Annotated in this window: 12 protein-coding genes and 1 pseudogene; 6 read left to right on the top strand and 7 right to left on the bottom strand. The window is 69.8% G+C overall.

Translation table 11 applies throughout. From position 1 onward, the window contains the following. Positions 1–492: 492 nt before the first annotated feature. The 3 genes from ACIRDX_RS14780 to ACIRDX_RS14770 all read right to left on the bottom strand — a co-directional run bounded on the left by ACIRDX_RS14780 (position 493) and on the right by ACIRDX_RS14770 (position 3,826). Positions 493–819 (bottom strand): Dabb family protein, encoded by a 327-nt coding sequence (locus ACIRDX_RS14780; RefSeq protein WP_396626205.1) that lies wholly within the window; start codon positions 817–819, stop codon positions 493–495. Between the two features lie 5 nt (positions 820–824). Then, a complete protein-coding gene (locus ACIRDX_RS14775) occupies positions 825–2,318 on the bottom strand; it encodes a hypothetical protein (RefSeq protein ID WP_396626204.1) in 1,494 nt (497 codons plus the stop codon). 98 nt (positions 2,319–2,416) lie between these two features. Continuing rightward, positions 2,417–3,826: a sigma-54-dependent transcriptional regulator gene (locus ACIRDX_RS14770; protein WP_396626203.1), complete on the bottom strand. Its 1,410-nt coding sequence runs from the start codon at positions 3,824–3,826 to the stop codon at positions 2,417–2,419. Between the two features lie 172 nt (positions 3,827–3,998). Between ACIRDX_RS14770 and ACIRDX_RS14765 the strand changes: the two genes are divergently transcribed. Next, complete coding sequence (locus ACIRDX_RS14765; RefSeq protein WP_396626202.1) at positions 3,999–4,226, top strand: hypothetical protein; 228 nt, start codon at positions 3,999–4,001, stop codon at positions 4,224–4,226. Between the two features lie 240 nt (positions 4,227–4,466). Then, positions 4,467–5,147, top strand: a pseudogene (locus ACIRDX_RS14760) (sigma-70 family RNA polymerase sigma factor); the annotation flags it as partial. A 143-nt stretch (positions 5,148–5,290) separates the two neighbouring features. Here the strand turns inward: ACIRDX_RS14760 and ACIRDX_RS14755 are convergent. Next, complete coding sequence (locus tag ACIRDX_RS14755) at positions 5,291–6,940, bottom strand: ATP-binding protein (RefSeq protein WP_396626201.1); 1,650 nt, start codon at positions 6,938–6,940, stop codon at positions 5,291–5,293. A 184-nt stretch (positions 6,941–7,124) separates the two neighbouring features. Here ACIRDX_RS14755 and ACIRDX_RS14750 point away from each other — a divergent pair, with 184 nt between their 5' ends. Further along, positions 7,125–7,835 (top strand): CsgG/HfaB family protein, encoded by a 711-nt coding sequence (locus ACIRDX_RS14750; RefSeq protein ID WP_396626200.1) that lies wholly within the window; start codon positions 7,125–7,127, stop codon positions 7,833–7,835. Positions 7,836–8,031: 196 nt separating this feature from the next. On the opposite strand, the gene ACIRDX_RS14745 is transcribed toward ACIRDX_RS14750, so the two are convergent. Both ACIRDX_RS14745 and fabZ read right to left on the bottom strand, forming a co-directional pair. Continuing rightward, entirely contained in the window at positions 8,032–8,505 is a 474-nt protein-coding gene (locus ACIRDX_RS14745; RefSeq protein ID WP_396626199.1) for an REP-associated tyrosine transposase, read from the bottom strand. Between the two features lie 414 nt (positions 8,506–8,919). After that, entirely contained in the window at positions 8,920–9,378 is a 459-nt protein-coding gene (fabZ, locus tag ACIRDX_RS14740; RefSeq protein ID WP_396626198.1) for a 3-hydroxyacyl-ACP dehydratase FabZ, read from the bottom strand. 30 nt (positions 9,379–9,408) lie between these two features. Between fabZ and ACIRDX_RS14735 the strand changes: the two genes are divergently transcribed. The 3 genes from ACIRDX_RS14735 (at position 9,409) to ACIRDX_RS14725 (ending at position 14,792) form a co-directional block, all read left to right on the top strand. Continuing rightward, positions 9,409–11,202, top strand: coding sequence for a SpoIIE family protein phosphatase (locus tag ACIRDX_RS14735; protein WP_396626197.1), 1,794 nt, complete (start codon positions 9,409–9,411; stop codon positions 11,200–11,202). Between the two features lie 89 nt (positions 11,203–11,291). After that, complete coding sequence (locus ACIRDX_RS14730; protein ID WP_396626196.1) at positions 11,292–12,251, top strand: serine hydrolase; 960 nt, start codon at positions 11,292–11,294, stop codon at positions 12,249–12,251. Positions 12,252–12,347: 96 nt separating this feature from the next. Next, the gene (locus tag ACIRDX_RS14725) at positions 12,348–14,792 is read left to right on the top strand and encodes a TonB-dependent receptor domain-containing protein (protein ID WP_396626195.1); all 2,445 of its coding nucleotides are present in this window, start codon (positions 12,348–12,350) and stop codon (positions 14,790–14,792) included. A gap of 12 nt (positions 14,793–14,804) precedes the next feature. Here ACIRDX_RS14725 and ACIRDX_RS14720 read toward each other — a convergent pair. After that, the coding region (locus ACIRDX_RS14720; protein ID WP_396626194.1) for a hypothetical protein at positions 14,805–15,057 on the bottom strand (253 nt) is incomplete at its 5' end.

Here is a 15,057-nt window from a genome sequence, read left to right as displayed (position 1 = left end):
CACTCGCGCATGCGGTTGGGCGTGAGCCTGGCGCTGCTCGCCCCGCGCTCAATTCTGAACTCTGAATGTCGCTGCGCCCGCCTGAATTGCTACTGCGTGTCGCGCACTCGACGGCCGACCTGCCGACCGCCGTGCCGTGAATCCCGCGCCTGTGCTGCACGCGTCGCGGCCGGCGTGCCTTGTGCGGCCGTTGCACAGGCCGGACATCCTTGCACCGGCGTGGGACGCGTGCACGTGCGTGGGGAGCCCCAGCCCCACGCCTGTGACTCACCGGTGCGGCGGAATGTCCTGAATCGGGACGGCCTGCTCCACAGGGCCGCAGGCATGCACGCCGCCCGCGCCGCTCAAGCCGCCAGGGTGCGGTGGGCGTGAGCCCGGCAACGCGCGCCCCGCGCTCAATTCTGAACGCTGAATGTCGCTGTACCCGCCTCAACTCCTACTGCGTGTCGCGCACGCGACTGCCGACTGCCGACCTTCGACTGCCGGGGGCACTCACTTCATCGCCTCGGCGATCTCGTAGTCGTAGATCAGCGCGGCCTCGGCGGTCGCGTTGAACCGCGCGCCAAGGTCGCGATGCAGCGGGTGCGTCAGGTATGCCTGCAACCCCGCCACGTCGTCGAACTCCAGCAGCGCGATCCACGGGAAGCTGGGGAAGCCGCCGAGGACGTAGGTCGGCGCCGGGTCCAGGTGCGCGCCGATGCGGAAGCCGCGCACGCTCGGCACCTCACGCGCGGCCACGCGCATCGACTCGAGCAGGCCGTCGCGCTCCTCGTCGGTCACGTCCGGCCGCGGCCGGAACAGCACCACATGGACGATCACGGCGCCTACTCGTCCTTCTTCTTCTTCTTCCGGTCGGCCGGCGGCAATTCGCCGACGCGCCACGTCTTGCCGCGCTTTGCCGGCGGAGCGGCGCTGCCGGCCGACCTCGGCGTCGCGTCGCCACGTGCCCCTCGATCGCGCCAGTCGCCCCGCGGCGCACCACTCGGCGCACCACGACGAATGCCCGGGCCGCTCGGCTTCCACGCCGGACGATCGCCCTTCGGCTTGAACCCGCCACCGTCACCCTCAGGCCGCTCGGATCGCGGCTTGAACGCCGGCCTGTCGCCGTCCGGCCGATCCGCGCGTGGCTTGAACGCGGGGCGATCGCCCTTGGGCTTCCAGCCGCCTTCGCCTCTCGGCTTCGGCGGGCCGTAGTCAGGCCTGTCCTCGCGCGGCTTGAATGGCCGGTCGCCGCTGGGGCGATCGCTCTTGGGCTTCCAGCCGCCTTCGCCTCTCGGCTTCGGCGGGCCGTACTCAGCCCTGTCCTCACGTGGCTTGAACGGTCGATCGCCCGAGGGCCGATCCGCCTTGGGCTTCCATGCCGGACGATCACCCGCGGGTCGATCGGCGCGCGGCGTGTACGGCCGATCACCCTTGGGCTTCCAGCCGCCTTCGCCTCTCGGCTTCGGCGGGCCGTAGTCAGCCCTGTCCTCACGCGGCTTGAATGGCCGATCGCCCGTGGGCCGATCCGCCTTCGGCTTCCACGCGGGGCGATCGCCGGTAGGCCGGTCGCCTCGTGGGGTGAACGGCCGGTCGCCGCTGGGCCGATCACTCTTGGGCTTCCAGCCGCCTTCGCCTCTCGGCTTTGGCGGGCCGTAGTCAGCCCTGTCCTCACGTGGCTTGAACGGTCGATCGCTCGAGGGACGATCCGACCGGGGCTTGAACGCCGGGCGATCGCCCTTGGGTTTCCATGCCGGACGGTCGCCTGACGGCCTGTCGCCGCGCGGGGTGAACGGTCGATCGCCCGCGGGCCGATCCGCCTTCGGCTTCCAGGCCGGTCGCTTGCCCTGAGCGGAGTCGAAGCGCTCGCCGCGCTCCTCTGGTACCCGGTACCCGGTACCCGGTACCCGGTCTTCCTTTTGCTTCCACGCGGGGCGATCGCCGCGCTCGGCGTTGCCGTCCGCTCCCCGATACCCGCTCCCCGGCTTGCCCTGAGCGGAGCCGAAGGGCTTGCTGCCCTTCATCCACGGCCCGCGCCCCTCGGCCGCCTGCGACGCCCACCGCGCCCGCTTCACGTCGCGCGGCACCTTGTACACCTCGCGCGGATCCTTGTGCTCGCCGCCCGGCCGCCACGAGTCCCCACGACGCGGCGGCTTGGTCGCGTCCATCGCGTCGCCCGGCGTCTCCCACAACCGGCCGCGCTGGAACCACTTGATCACGGCCGTCGGGTGCTGACGCTGCAACTGCTTGAGGGTCGGCAGCAGATCCTCCCGCACCGGTGCACGGAAGGCGGTCGGCTGATCGTCGACGATGATGGTCCAGAATGCGCCGCGCGCCATGAGGATGTGTCCTTGTGAGTGATCGAGAGGCGTCGAGGCGTCGGCCCGAAGGTGCCGACGCCCCAGCATGTCGAATTTCGAATTTCAGATTGCCGGGATCAGAGCAGCCCGTCCCCAAGCCCCAGCCGCTCGAGCCGCTTGATCTTCTCCACCAGCGTCGTCCGCTTCACGCCCAGCAGGTCGGCCGCGCGACTGCGGTTCTGCTCGGTCCGCGCCAGCGCCTGCGCGATGTACACCCGCTCGACCACCGCGAGCTCGCGCTCGAGGTCGAGCCCCTGCTCCGGGAGCGCAATGGTCACGCCACGCTCGCCCGGCTTGTCGCCGCGCACGTCGGGCGGCAGCACGCTCACGTCGATCTGCGACCGGCCCGGACTCAGCGCCAGCGCCCGCTCCACGGTGTTCTCGAGCTGACGGATGTTGCCCGGCCACTCGTACGCCATCAGCCGGCGCATCGCTTCCTGCGAGAACGTCACGTCGGTGCGCGGCGGCACCGCCAGCGCGCCGAGCCGCTGCAGCATGTCGCGCACCAGCAGCGGCACGTCGTCGCGCCGGTCGCGCAGCGGCGGCAGTTGCACCGGGATCACGTTGAGGCGGTAGAACAGGTCCTCGCGGAACGTCCCCGCCTTCACCATGCCCTCGAGGTCGGCGTTGGTCGCCGCGAGCACGCGCACGTCGATCCGGATGGGTCGCGCCTCGCCGATCCGCTCCACCTCGCGCTGCTGCAGCGCCCGCAACAGCTTGGCCTGCAGCAGCACCGGCATCGTCGCGATCTCGTCGAGGAACAGCGTGCCGCGATTCGCCACCTCGAAGCGCCCGGGCCTGGCGGCCACGGCACCCGTGAACGCACCCTTGGTGTGCCCGAACAGCTCGGCCTCGAGCAGCGACTCGGGGATGGCGCTGCAATTGAGCGCCACGAACTTCTCGCCGGCCCGCGGACTCAACTGGTGGATGGCCCGCGCCACCAGTTCCTTGCCGGTGCCCGTCTCGCCGAGGATCAGGATCGTGCTCGTGGTGGGCGCCACCGTCTCCACGACCTTGAACACCTCCTGCATGGCGGCGCTGCGCCCGACCAACTGGTCCAGCCGATACCGCTCCCGCAACTGCTCGCGCAGGTAGGTGTTCTCCTCCCGCAGCCGCTGCCGCTCGAGCGCACGCCCGAGCGCGAGGTCGAGCTCCGCGAGCTGGAACGGCTTGGTCACGAAGTCGGCCGCGCCCTGCCTGATGGCCTCGACCGCCGCGCGGATCGACCCGTGGCCGGTCACCACCAGCACCACGATTTCCGGATACCGCGCCCGCGCCGCCTCGAGCACCGTGGTGCCCTCGCCATCGGGCAGCCGCAGGTCCGTGAGGACCACGTCGAAGGCGAACCCCTCGAGTTGCTCGAGCGCCTCGGCCACCGTGGAGGCCTCGGTGACCTCGAATCCCGCGCCCGACAGGTACTCCGCCACGCCCCGGCGGAACGCGCCTTCGTCATCGACGAGAAGGAGGGGACGAAGGGGGGCGCTCATGTAGCGTCAGTATTTTGACACAGGTCCCGTCTTCGAGTCGGACGACCTGACAAATACCCTCGCGGGAGCCCGGGTGATGCCCGCCCCGCCCTCAATTCTGAACTCTGAATTCTGAACTGTTCTACAGGTCCGTCCCGTGAGGTCCGATACCACCTCTCGGTACGGCCAGCACATGACTTCCCTCGGCCCTCTGGGCGATCTCTTCCACAAGCTGAACAATCACCTCGGCATCGTGCTGGTGAACGCCGAGCTGATTGAAGCCAAGTGCCCCGACGAGGGCACCCGGACCCGCGCCGCCGACGTGGTCCAGGCGGCGGTCAGCGCCCTGAACGCCGTGAAGGAGATCCACCGCCAGTTGCCGGCCGATCTCCTCGACACGCGCGATCCGTCAAAAAACTAGCGGATCGGATGTGTCAGATAGTCAATATTTTGACTATCTGACCTCATTCCTCTTGCCTCGTGTCGCAGAAGAAGTTGCCAGAAGACGCTAAACTATTAATTCTAAATAGCTTGTAAACACGCCTCAATTATTACTCGCCCTGTCACGCAATTGGCACCGTCGTTGCTCTATGGAAGGCCGGTGCCGGTGCGATCCCGGTCCAGCCGACGATATACCGGCGGCAAGTGACAGGAGACTGACGTGTTGCAGCCCCTTCGTGAAGACCAGCAGAGTCGGGTGATCGCCAGCCGGGCGTTCGTGGAAGCCCTGGCGCGTCGCATGGCGGCCTCGATGCCGTCGGGCGTCGATGTCGGCGACCTCGTCCAGGACGGCATGCTCGGCCTCATCGACGCCGTCCACCGCTACGACGAGGGGCGCGGTATCCGCTTCGAGACATTTGCCGAGCGCCGCGTGCGCGGCGCCATGATCGACGCGCTGCGTCGCGACGCCTGGCCGCGCGGCGTCCGCCGCATGCGCCGCGAGATCGAGGCCGCCCGCGAGGCGCTGCGCGTCTCGACCGGCGCCGAGCCGTCGCTGGCCGACCTGGCCGCCCATCTCGGCACCGACGAGGAACGCCTCGGCCGCATGATCGTGCGCATCAACACCATCGAGGCCACCTCGGCGGCCTCGGGCGGCGACAGCGCCGACGCCCACCTGCCGCCCGGCTGCGTGCCCGGCGCCACGCCGCTGCCCGACGAGCGGTATGTGGTGGTGGAGCGGCGCGCCCGCCTCCGCGAGGCGATGGCCCGCCTGCAGCCGCGTGACCGCAAGCTGCTCTCGCTCTACTACTTCAACGACGCCACGATGAAGCAGATCGGGCAGGCGCTCGGCGTCAACGAGTCGCGCATCTCGCAACTGCACGCCCGCGCCCTCACCCGGCTCAAGGACGCGCTGCTCGCGACCGGCTACACCGACGGCGCCTCGCGCCTGGCCGCGCTGGTCGACCTGCAGGAGGCGCGCACCCTCCGCGCCGCCGAGCACGACGCCGTGCTCGACGCCGCCACGCCGAAGGGCAAGCTGCTGACCTACCCGACCACGTCGCGCACCACGCGCAGGAGCTCGGCCAGCCGGAACGGCTTGGCGAGCCAGCGGCAGCCGCTCTCGTCGAGGAACCTGGCGGCCTCGGTGCCCGTCACGTCGCCGGTCACGAAGATCACCCGCCGCGCCTGAGGCGGGCTGATCGCCGCGATGGCCCGATAGAACGTCGGGCCATCCACGCGCGGCATGCGCAGGTCGCAGATGACGGCATCGAACGTCTGCGCCTGCGCGCGCGCCAGCGCCTCCTGCCCGTCCCCCGCCATCGTCACCTCGAACCCCGCGTCGCGCAGCGTGTCGGCCACCGCGCCGGCCAGCGCCGGCTCGTCGTCTGCCAGCAGCACGCGCAGGCCCTCGCCGAAGCGGTCCGACGTGTCGGCCACGACCGTGGTCTGCATGCGCGGCGCCTGCACCGTGGCGCCTGCGGCTGGCAGCACCACGGCGAACCGCGCCCCTGCGCCCGGCGTCGAGGCCACGTCGATGCGCCCGCCGTGCTCGGCCACGATCGCCTGCACCACCGCGAGGCCGAGGCCCGTGCCCTCGCCGACGTCCTTGGTCGTGAAGAACGGGTCAAAGATCCGGCTCACGACGTCGGCCGTCATGCCCGGCCCGTCGTCTTCCACCTCGATCCGGACGTGATCGGTGTCGTCGCGCGACGTGCGCACGCGCACCAGGCGACCCACCTCGGCCCGCACCATCGCGTGCTCGGCGTTGATGAGCAGGTTCAGCACCACCTGCTGCAACTGGTGCGGGTCCGCGAACACGTCGGGCAGGTCGTCGGCAAGGTCCACGCTCACACGCAGCCCCGCCCGCTGGAGGTCTTCCTCGCGCAGGCGCACCGTTTCGGCGACCACCTCGTTGAGCGGCACCATCAGGCGGGTCGTCTGGCGCTTGCGCGCGAAGGTCAGCAGTTGCCGCGCAATGCGCGCCGCCCGCTCGGCCTCCTTATGCAGCGTGTGGAGACCCGAGGCGAGCGGCGTGCGGGCGCCCTGCACGCGCAGGCGCTCGGCCAGCGCCAGGATGGCGCCCAGCGGGTTGTTCAGCTCGTGCGCCACCCCCGACATCGTCTGGCCCAGGGCGGCCATCTTCTCGGCCTGCAGCAGCTGCTGGTACAGGTCGCGCGACTGCTCCTCCCGCCGCCGCCGCTCCCCCACATCGCGTACCAGCACCTGGACGCAACGACCCGACAACGTTCCGACCTGAAGTCGCTGGGTGCCCCGAAGTTCATGGGTGCCCTGAAGTTCGTGGGTGCCCTGAAGTTCGTGGGTGCCGACGTTTACGTCGGCACTCCCCCCGGCACTCCCCCCGCCCACCACCGCCGTGATCTCCACATGGGCGACGCTGCCATCGGCCCGCCTCAGCCGTGCGGGCATGTCGACGATGGGGTGCGGTTCACGGAGTGCAGCGCGAAGCCGATTGCGCTCTTCGGGGTCCACCCAGGCGGCATCGGCGAACAACTCGGGCGGCGTGCCGCTGGCGCCGCGCAGCAGCGCGAGCAGCGCGGGATTGGCGGCAATCACCCGTCCCGGGCCCTCAGGAGTGAGGGAGACGATGGCCAGGCCGACGGGCAGGAGATCGGCAAGCGCCTGCCACGGCTGTTCGTCCGGAGGGTGACCGTCCGTTTCGATCAGTGCGGCCATGAGCGCGCGGCCACTCTAGCAGGAATTCGAAATCCGGAATTCCGAATTCCTCGGGTCGGATGACTCATCCGGCCGCGGCGGCTTCAGTAGGTCGGGCCGGACGTCTCCATCCGGCCGCGTGGATCAGAAGGTAGGGCCGGATGTCCCCATCCGGCCGGAACTCGGAAAGGTCATGGAGAAGTTCATGCGTACTGTGCTTCGTTCGATGGTGGCGGCTGGTGTGGTGGCGCTCTCGGTGGTGGCGATGCCGATGCCGGTGGAGGCGCAGTCCAAGCGCCCGACCGTGGCGGTGCTCGACCTCGACTTCGGCAGCGTCCAGCAGTGGTGGTCGGGGAACTGGGACATCGGCAAGGGCGTGGCCGACATGATCGTGGACGAGCTGGTCAACGACGGCTCGTTCCGCATGATCGAGCGCAAGCGGCTCGACGCCATCCTCGCCGAGCAGAACTTCTCCAACAGCGACCGCGCCGATCCGAGCGCGGCCGACATGGCCAAGATCGGCAAGGCCCTGGGGGTGCAATACCTCCTGGTCGGCTCGATCACGAAGTTCGGCACCGAGAACAAGAGCGTTGGCGTGGGTGGCGGCGGCTGGGGCGGCGGCAACTTCGGCCTGGGCAAGGTCGGCACGTCGAAGGGCAAGGCCACCGTGGCGCTCACCGTGCGGATGATCGACAGCTCGACGGGCGAGATCATGATCAGCGCCAAGGGCCAGGCCGAGTCGTCGCGCAGCGGGTTGCTGCTCGGGGGCGGCGGCGGGTCGGGTGCGGCCGGCTTCGGCGACATCCAGATCGGCTCGTCGGACTTCCGCGAGACCATCCTCGGCGAGGCCACCGAGAAGGCCGTGACGCAGGTGACCACGAACCTCGTGGCCAAGAAGGGGAACCTTCAGGAGTAATTCAGAGTTCAGAATTCAGAATGAAGGGCGGGGCGGGCAACGCCGGGGCTTCCGCGGAAGCGTTGGCAATGTTGGCCCCGCACTGAATTCTCAGGTAGGGCGCGATGTCCCATCGCGCCGTGAGCCCGCAGTCGCGTCGATCGATGACGGCGGGGTGAGGACACCCCGCCCCACTGCTCAAACCGATGGCCCTCAGCTACCAGGTCCAGAAATACGGCCACTCGTCCGGGTTGGCCACCAACCCCGCCCGCACCGGGTTCATCCGCAAGTAGTCGACCTTCGCGTCGAAGTGCTCGTCGCGCCGCAGGCGATGCTCGAAGAAGTCGCGCTGCCAGTCGACGCCAGCCTCCCTGGCGAGATACCGCTTCCAGTACATCACCGTGTGCGTGAGCGGTGTCTCGGCCGCCACGGTCGCAATGAGGTGGAGGTGGTCGGGCATCAGCACGCAGGCGTGCACGCGCCATAGCGCACGGCCCTGTTGGAACTCCAGCGAGCGGTGGATTACCGCGGCGACCGTCTCGTGGCACAACTGGTTGAGGCGCCTGGGCCGCGTGCACACCGTGAGCAGATAGGTCGAGGGAGCCCGCCGTTCGGACGGCGTGCCATGCGGGAGTTGGCGGCGCTCCGGCCACCGCACATCGTGAATCCACTCTTCGCGTACCTCAGGCATGGTCCAGCACTGAGCGAAGGGTGTGCCAGCGTCGCGTCGCGTGCTGGGCCGCATGTGGTCATGGGAATGCGCAGGCGATGCGATCCAGCCGCGCGCGAGGGTGTGAAATTCCTGCCAGGTAGCGCGCGATGTGGCTATTCAGGCAGGGCGCGACGTCCCCCGCAAACAGGTAAGGGCGCGATGTCCCCATCGCGCCGTTGGTCGGCAGACCCGCGCCGTGAGCCCGCAGTCGCGTTGATCGATGACGGCGGGGTGGGACACCCCGCCCTACCTCTGACCGATGGCCTTCATCGACCTGGTCCAGGTAGGGCGCGATGTCCCCATCGCGCCGTTGGTCGGCAGACCCGCGCCGTGAGCCCGCAGTCGCGTTGATCGATGACGGCGGGGTGAGGACACCCCGCCCTACCTCTGTGGTTACCCCTGTGGTTCGTTGCGCGGTCCGAGCGCGAACGTCATCGTGCCCTCGGCGACGACCTGGTCGCCGACGCGCGCCACGCCCTTCAGCACACCCATGCGGCTGCGCAGGCGCTGCACGTGCGCCTCGATGATCACCGTGTCGCCCGGGTGCACCGGCCGGCGGTACCGCACGCGCTCGATCCCCATGAAATAGATGAGCTTCTCGCGGTTCTCCGGCTTGGCGAGGATCAGGATGGCTCCCACCTGCGCCACGGCCTCGGTGAGGATCGTCGGCGGCAGCACGGGCGGCTGCCCGTGCACGCGCGACAGGTAGCTCTCGTCTCCCGTCACGTTCTTCACGCCGACCACGCGCGTGTCCACCTCGAACTCCGTGATGCGGTCGACGAGGAGGAACGGGTATCGATGCGGCAGGATCCGCTCGATGGCCTGGTAGTCGAAGGGGACGGTCAGTTCCATGGGCTCCGGCAGTATAATCCGCCCCTTGCCGTGACAGAGCCGACCCCGCCCAGCGACTTCGCCAGGACCGCGCGCGCCATCAGCGATCAGGAGACGCTGCGCACGCTGTTCGACCTGGGTCGCCGGGTGATGTCGGTGCTGTCGCTCGAGGAGCTCCTCGAGACGATCCCGCGGCTCATCGAGCGGCTCATCCACTTCGACGCCTTCGCCATCTACATGCTGGACGAGGCCGGCGCCACCCTGCGCGTCGACTATTCGGTGGGATACCCGACCGGGGTGGCCGAGTCGATCCGGCTGGCCGTCGGCGACGGCCTGGTCGGCATGGCCGTGCAGGACCGCCGCGCGGCGCTGGTGAACGACCTCGAGAACGACCCCTACTACAAGGGGTACGTGCCCGGCATGCGGGCGTCGATCGTGGTGCCGCTGGTGTACCGCACGCGCACCATCGGCGCCCTCAACATCCTCAGCGCCCATCGCCACGCCTTCACCGAGAAGGACCTCGCCATCGTCCGCCAGTTCGGCGTGCACGCGGCGACGGCGCTCGAGAACGCCCGGCTCTACACGCACGCGGCCAAGAATGCGCAGGTCTTCGAGTCGCTGCTCGAGATCAGCCGCGAGGTGTCGTCGATCCTCGACGTCGACCTCCTGTTCGAGCGCATCGCCGCCGTCACCCGCAAGGTGATCGACTACAAGGCGTTCGCCATCATGCTGATGGACGCCTCGTCGCGGCGCCTCGAGATCAAGCACCTCGCCTCGCCCTACGGCGTCAACGAGAAGCTCACGAGCATCGAGCTCGGCAAGGGCCTCACCGGCTACGCGGCGCTCCACAAGGAGGTCGTGGTGGTCGGCGACGTGCGCGAGGACCCCCGCTACCTCGAGCTGTTCGACACCATCACCTCCGAGATGGCCGTCCCCCTGATCTACCAGGGCGACTGCATCGGCGTGCTCGACCTCAGCACCGAGGAGCGCGACGCCTTCGACGCGCACGAGGTGGAGTTCGCCACGCTGCTCGGCGGGCAGTTCGCCATCGCCATCCAGAACGCGCGGCTGTATCACGAGCTCTCGACCAACCAGGCGCGCATCGAGCGCGAGCTGCGGTTCGCGCAGCGCGTGCAGGCGGCCCTGCTGCCGCAGGAAGTGCCGGCGCGCATCCGCGGCCTCGACATCGCCGCGCGCTTCGACGCCGCGCGCGAGCTCGGCGGCGACTTCCACGACTACCTCGACCCGCTCGCCAACCAGCTCGTGGTGGCGCTCGGCGACGTCTCGGGCAAGGGCGTGCCCGCAGCGCTCTACGCGGCATTCGCGTCGGAGCTCGTGCGGTCGCGCACCTTCCGCAAGCGCTACATGCCGACGGCGATCACCCCCGCCACGGTGCTGCAGGTGGTCAACACGATCCTGCACGAGCGGCAGCTCGAGGAGATGTACTGCACCCTGTGCTACAGCCTCTTCGACATCAAGCGCCGCACGGTGACGATGTCGAATTCGGGCGTGCCGTACCCGTTGAAGATGAGCGCGGCGGGCGAGATCACGTGGCTCGACGTGACCGGCGTGCCGCTCGGGTCGTTCCCGGCCATCGAGTACGACGAGTGCGTGATCCCGTACACGAAGGGCGACGTGTTCCTCTTCTACTCCGACGGCGTGTCCGAGGCGATGGACGCCGACGGCGACGAGTTCGGGCGCGAGCGCATCGCCGAGGTCATGCAGGCGCAGCGCGGCCGCACCGCCCGCGAGATCGTCGACGCCATGTTCGTGGCCGTCGCGGCCTTCCGCGGCGACGCCGAACAGAACGACGACATCACGGCCCTCGCCGTCCGCGCCCTGTGATCCTCGAACTCCTCCTCGCGTCGACGCTGGTCCCAGGTAGGGCGGGGTGTCCCACCCCGCCGTTGGGCGCGGGGCGGTTGAACGGCGCGATGGGACATCGCGCCCTACCTTGGGAAGGTAGGGCCGGCTCTCCGAGCCCGGCCGTCGCGGGCGCAAGCGAAGCGCGCGCCCCGAGAATTTCGAATTTCGAACTTCAAATTGCCCCCGCTGCGCCCGACGCCAAGCGCGCAGAGCTCGCGGAACGCTTCACGCGCGAGCTCCAGCGGATTGCGGAGGGCGTCGACGGCAGCATCTCCTACCTGATCGTCGATCTCACGACCGGCGAGCGCTTCGCCCGCCGCGCCGACGAGCCGTTCCCCACGGCCTCGGCGATCAAGATCGGCATCCTCCACGAGCTGTTCGTGCAGGCCGACGCCGGCCGCGTCCGCCTCGACGAGCCGCGCCCGCTGCCGCCCGCGGCGCGCGTCGGCGGCTCGGGCATCCTGCAGCGCCTGTCGTCGCCGCACCTCTCGCTGCGCGACCACGCCATGCTGATGATCCTGCTCAGCGACAACTCGTCCACCAACGTGCTCATCGACGCGCTGGGCATGGAGACGATCACGGCCCACATGCACGCGCTCGGCGCCAAGGGCTACCGGCTGCGGCGGCGGATGATGGACGGCGCGGCGGCGGCGCGCGGCGACGAGAACGTGGCCAGCGCCAGCGACCTGGTGGTGGTGATGGACGCGCTGCGGACCGGGCGCGGGCTCACTCCGGCGAGCCGCGACGAGGCCATCCGCATCCTCCGCGAGTACGGCCCCACCGCCATCCGCGCCGGCGTGCCGGCCGACGTCCCCGTGGCCGCCAAGCCCGGCGGCCTCGACGGCGTCCGCACCGAGGTCGCCTGGGTCGAGGTGAAGGGCCGCCCCTACCTCCTGTGCGTGATGACCAGCTTCCTGGCCACCGACGCCGACGGCGATCGGGCGATCACGGATCTGTCGCGCACGGCCTACCGGTACTTCTCCCGCCTCGGGAACGCCGGCGTCGAAGGTCGCTTGTTGCCCCAGTAGGGGCGTGCCCCACCTGACGGCTGTCGATCGCAGGGTGCGACGACATGCCGCACTCGCGAGCCCCGATCGTCCCCCTACACTCGCTGTCCTTGGCGCATGACGCGCCGCTGGGAGGTGAGTGTGGCGTTCGTGTTCGACCGACGATGGCTTGCCGTCGCTGGGCTCGTGTGGGTGTGCGGCGTCGTACCGACGGCGGCGCAGGACGTCTTGAGGATGACGGGCTCCGTGGTGGAGGCCTCGGGTGGCGCCATCGCCGGAGCCGAGGTGCGTGTGCTCTCGGGCACCACGGTGGTCAGGCAGGGCCGCACCGATCCTGCCGGCACCTTCGTCTTCGACGATCTGGTCCCCGGTCGCTACGCGGTCGAGGCCTCGCGCGATCCCTTCGCGCCGACGCGCCTCGACGTCGACCTCGGCGGCGCCACGGCGCCCCTGCGGCTCGTCCTGGAGGTTGGCGCGGTGCGCGAAGCGGTCACCGTGAGCGCTGCCGCCACCGACGCGCTGGCCCTCGAGGCCCCGGCCGGTACCGGGTCGCGCCTCCCGATCTCGGTCCGCGACACGCCCGCGACGGTCACCATCGTTTCGCGCGAACTCATCGAGCAGCGAGGTGCCCTCGACACCCAGGAGATCCTGCGGAGCGTGCCCGGCGTGACGGCGGCGGCGCCGCCGGGATCGGCCGGCTCGGTCGTCTATCGCGGCTTCGGGGCAGCGCAGCTCACGCAGCTGTTCAACGGCATCACCGTGCAGTACGACGCCATTGCCGCGCGCCCGGTGGACAGCTGGGTGTACGACCGTGTGGAAGCCATCGGTGGCCCGTCGACGTTCCTCTACGGCGCCGGCGCCGTCGGCGGATCCATCAACTACGTCACCAAGATCGCGCAGATGGCCCGCAACACCGCCAGCGCCCAGCTCCGCGTCGGCTCGTTCGGCACCGTCGAGGGATCGGCAGGGGTCAACTGGCGGTTCGGCCAGGGACGCGTGCGGCACGCCGTGCGCGTCGACGCCAACCAGAGCGTCACCGACGGCTACGTCGACCGCACCGATCGCTCGGCGTTGTCGTCGGCGGCTTCGTGGCGCGTCGACGCCGGCTCACGCCTGTCGCACACGCTGGCCGTGGAGTACCAGCACGAGACGGCCGACCGGCCGTACTGGGGCACGCCGCTACTCACGCCCACCGTCGGCAACGGCCGCGTCCTGGCAGGCACCCGCTACAAGAACTACAACTCGTCGGACGGCCTGTACGAGCAGAAGGTCGGGTGGGCGCGATCGCTCACCGACGTGCGCCTCGGCGATGTGCAACTCACCAACACGGTCTACTTCTACGACGCGTTGCGCGACTACCAGAACGTCGAGGTGTACCGCTTCGTGTCCGACAACACGCTGGTGTCGCGCTCGTCGCCGCTGCTGCAGCGGCACGACCAGCGCCTCCTCGGCGATCGGGTGCAGGCGGCCTGGTCGGGGCGCCTCGGCCCGCTGGCGATGGACTGGGCAGGCGGCGTCGATGTGAGTGCCAACGAGCAGACGCGCTTCCCGCTCTCGCTCAACAGCACCGTCAGCATCGTCGATCCCATCAACTTCACGACGGAGAGCTTCTTCAGCATCCCGGGCATGGTCCCGGTCTACACGCCCGATCGCACCAACGATGTCACCACGGTGGCGGCATACGTCGAGAACCGCACGAAGCTGACGTCGGCCTTCAGCCTGGTCACCGCCCTGCGCGCGGAGCGGATCCGGCTCGAGGGCACCAACCTCCGCCCGGCAACGGTGTCGCCCACCAACCCGGCGTACTTCGAGAACGTGTACACGCCGGTCACGGGTCGGGCCGGGATCGTGTTCAGCCCGGTGGCCGCTGCCAACATCTACGCGCAGGTCAGCACGGCGGCCGATCCGCCCTCCGGCATCCTCACGACCGCCAGCTTCGCGCAGGTCCGCACCTTCGACCTCACCACCGGCAACCAGGTGGAGGTCGGCACCAAGATCGACCTGCCAGGGCAGCTGGGGGGCCTCACGGCGTCGGTCTTCCGGATCGTGCGGAAGAACCTCGCCATCGCCGACCCGCTCAACCCGGGCACGACGATCCCGGTGGGCCAGCAGTCGTCGCGTGGCGTCGAGGTCGCGGCGTCGTTGCGGCCGGTCCGCATGGTGCGTGCCGACGTGAACTACGCCTGGGTCGACGCCACCTTCGACGACCTGGTGGAGAACGTCGGCGGTGTCGCCGTGTCGCGCAACGGCAACGTGCCGCCCAACACGCCGACGCACGTGGCCAACGCCTGGGTGACGGTGACGCCAACGCCGGGCCTCGACCTCGGCGTCGACTGGCGTGCCGTGTCGTCGCGCTTCGGCAACACGGCCAACACCATCGGCGATGGCAGCTACACGCTCGTCGGCGCGTTCGCCTCGTATCGCTTCTGGTCGCGCCTGCTGCTGACCGGTCGGATTCGCAACATCGCCGACACGGAGTACGCCGCCTCGATCACCGGCACGCCGATGTTCTTCCTCGGCGCCCCACGCTCGGTGGACGTCACCGTGCGCGTCGACTTCTGAGTCGGCACACGCTCAGCGCGTGGAGGGCGGCGCGGGCCACGCGACCCGCGCCGTCTTCACCGTGCCATCGCGCCAGGCGACGATGAGGTCGCCCCCGTCGCGCGCCAGCATCGGGATCCCCGTGGCGCGGCCGTTCGCGGCGGTGGCCACGGTCAACGACTCGCCGCGGGTCGTCATCGTCACCTCGCGCAGGCGCACCTCGCCGCCCCCGCCGCTGCGTTCCAGCCAGCTGGCCACCGTCCGGCCGTCCTCGAGCAGCGCCACG

Origin of the sequence: Luteitalea sp. (assembly GCF_044337415.1) — a bacterium.
GTDB lineage: Bacteria > Acidobacteriota > Vicinamibacteria > Vicinamibacterales > Vicinamibacteraceae > Luteitalea.
This window is presented reverse-complemented; position numbering and strand designations above follow the sequence as displayed.